At 44.2% G+C, this 2,560-nt stretch carries 3 protein-coding genes and 2 pseudogenes; 2 read left to right on the forward strand and 3 right to left on the reverse strand.

What is annotated here, in order from left to right; all coding sequences use genetic code 11:
• Positions 1-192 (reverse strand): annotated as a pseudogene (locus H6F66_RS29135) (IS982 family transposase); the annotation flags it as partial.
• 127 nt (positions 193-319) lie between these two features.
• Positions 320-1,417, reverse strand: a complete 1,098-nt coding sequence (locus H6F66_RS00130; RefSeq protein ID WP_190417041.1) for a helix-turn-helix domain-containing protein — start codon at positions 1,415-1,417, stop codon at positions 320-322.
• Positions 1,418-1,861: 444 nt separating this feature from the next.
• Here H6F66_RS00130 and H6F66_RS28675 point away from each other — a divergent pair, with 444 nt between their 5' ends.
• Together H6F66_RS28675 and H6F66_RS00135 are read left to right on the forward strand one after the other, a co-directional pair.
• Positions 1,862-1,990, forward strand: coding sequence for a hypothetical protein (locus H6F66_RS28675; protein WP_277873796.1), 129 nt, complete (start codon positions 1,862-1,864; stop codon positions 1,988-1,990).
• Between the two features lie 78 nt (positions 1,991-2,068).
• Positions 2,069-2,251 (forward strand): hypothetical protein, encoded by a 183-nt coding sequence (locus H6F66_RS00135; protein ID WP_190417042.1) that lies wholly within the window; start codon positions 2,069-2,071, stop codon positions 2,249-2,251.
• 217 nt (positions 2,252-2,468) lie between these two features.
• Here H6F66_RS00135 and H6F66_RS00140 read toward each other — a convergent pair.
• Positions 2,469-2,560, reverse strand: a pseudogene (locus H6F66_RS00140) (IS5/IS1182 family transposase); the annotation flags it as partial.

Here is a 2,560-nt window from a genome sequence, read left to right on the forward strand (position 1 = left end):
GTAAAACGCTTTAAAATTCCGGTAATGAGATTGATGAAATGCAATCTCGATGGTCATAATTTCGCTCAGGCACAGTTGACGATGGCGGTGGCGATGTTTGAGTGCATCCCTCACCAGTTGTTTATGCCACAAAGGTTCAAAAAGAAGGCAGAAATCATCGACAGAGCAAAAAAGTTCTTCTAGACTAAGCATGGGACGAGCCTGTAAAGCTGTTGTGTGATGACTTTTAGCTTACTCGCTTGTCCCCTCCTTATCCCGAACTCAGGTTAGTTAGTAGTTAATGGCTAATTGTTTATTTTTATAAGCCATTAGCTAATAACTAATTACTACTAATTGCTTCCGGCGGCGCAATATCATTTCCAACTGCCACCCCCTTCTTACCCAACTTTAACCCTGGTTTAGCAGGTTTCGCAATTTGCTGAGACTCTGAAACAGAAGGATTCGAGGGAACATCTGGCAGAGGATCAACTGTTGCTGAAGACTGTGAGTGATTCGATGTCACAGCGAGTCCTCCCACTGCCCCAGCCACAAGAGCCGCATAGCCGACGTATAAATGTAGCGTGCTAAGCTGAAATACCGATGCTGATGCGGGTCGATACCAAGATGGCACCACAGCTTTTACAGGATCGGGTGCAGGTAAAGAAGCAGCCATTGCCGCCCCATCCAACCCCAATGCCTCTCCTATCCGGCGAATAAAGCCTCTGACATAGATATCTTCCGGCAATTGATCCAAACGACAAATTTCTAAAGCCTGAATGTGGTGGGGCGGCACCAATGTTAAATTATGAATTTGTCGCATAGTCAGTGACTGAGCATGACGCGCCTGCCGTAGTTCCTGACCAATTTGCCGCAGACGCTCCTCCCGCTCTTGAGCCGCCATTTGCGCCGCCAGTTGAGCCTTGGAGAGTTTTTTAGTTGGTTTGGGAAAAACCGGATCTATATTGCTGCTACTAAAGGGTGGCACAGCTTCTTCGGAATTAGCGGGTGAGTTATTCGGTTTGTTGTTGGTTGTTCGTTGTTGGCTGTCCGTGGGCGTTGTCAGGTTGTTAGAATCTAACAACGTTTCCACTGGGCAACTTGACAACTCTTCTGTAACGACTGACGACGGACTACTAAGCTGCTGTTCTTGTTGATTGTTACTGATTTCTGTTGATGCGACGGGAACGACTTTGTAAGTCTTGGCAAACTGCTGGAACGCTAGCCGGATAGCTTCTCGCGCCACTGCCTTAACCATAATTTGGGCATTCCCCGCAGCTTCTCCTAGGATCGTCTGTAACCCAGCCAAAGAACGGTTATAGACTTCGCTGCTATAAAGTTCAGCTTCTATTCGGCTGAGGATAGACCGCAACACTTCCTGGGAAATTTCAATGGTGGGGCTTTCGGTAATACCGATACCATATGCCGGTTGTAATGCCATGACTTTATCTTGTCGAACGCGATCGTTGTAGAACAAAACTTAACGGGATCGCCCAGGCATGATCTTTTCCAGGGAGTGGTTTGGCTACTCCCTGCGCCTATTATCAGTGATTTACTTACCGATAACTGACGGTGACACAAGCTGCTTGGACTATCTGAGTAATCTCTTCGACAACTTGGCACTGGTTCCGGATCAGTCAATAGTCAATTTTCTCTGGCTATGGGGAGCCTGCCAATTTTCAGCTTTTATGTGTTAATGTGGCTAATTGTTGCCTGATTCAGCACCCAGAATTAAGGAGCCAGAACTTATCATAAGCTTGGCTCCTAACTCTTTATAAAGACGTACTTTCTATAGCTGAGTCCTGACAACTTAATGCAATATAGATATTTAGCGAGGATATCGCTTTCCTGGCTCGTAATCTTTCGCCAAGCAGCGTTCGAGTAAATGAATGCTATAAAGGTACAAGAAGCGACGGGGATTAAGTACCAGCTTGGTTCTGGAACTGAAGACTGGCTGGTTGAGAAACTGCCAGAGGGGGAACTTAATCTTGTTGTATCGTGGAGCCATAGTTAGAGAATTCCAGATAGCAGTAGTAAGGATTGCTTTCACCACGCATCTATCTTAGGTGATATTTGGTGGATTAATATAACTTTGCCAGAAACTACTACATTATTTCTTGGGTTAGATTACGGAATCTGGAAGAAGCATTTTGCCAAAGTCTGTATTTTCACGGATGCGATCGCCTATCCCCAAGCGATCGCCTACCGCAATCAGCTATTTTCAGGCAAGCGATCACACGCCAGCCAGATAATTTTAGGTAACTATACTCATTAAAATCAGTTTATTTTTCTACTACTAAAGTTAAAAGACGCTGCAAGTAAAATAATATTAATTTTATATATAAATTTTTAAATATCAGCTAAGCAAAGATATTAGTAAGGTGGGTAATGCCCACCTTACTGCTTTCCAAGTTATTGTACAGTTTGAGTAGTTTGGTTACTACTAGGAGTGCGAACAATATACTTAACTTAGAGGATGTCTGAGAAGTGTACTAAGCTAAGCGTCGTAACATCAAACGAATGTTTGCGATATAGATAAAAGCTTCCGACGTCTGCGGCAAAATTTCATAATCCTTAGAGAGTC

This window comes from Trichocoleus sp. FACHB-6 (assembly GCF_014695815.1).
Lineage (GTDB): Bacteria > Cyanobacteriota > Cyanobacteriia > Cyanobacteriales > FACHB-T130 > Funiculus > Funiculus sociatus.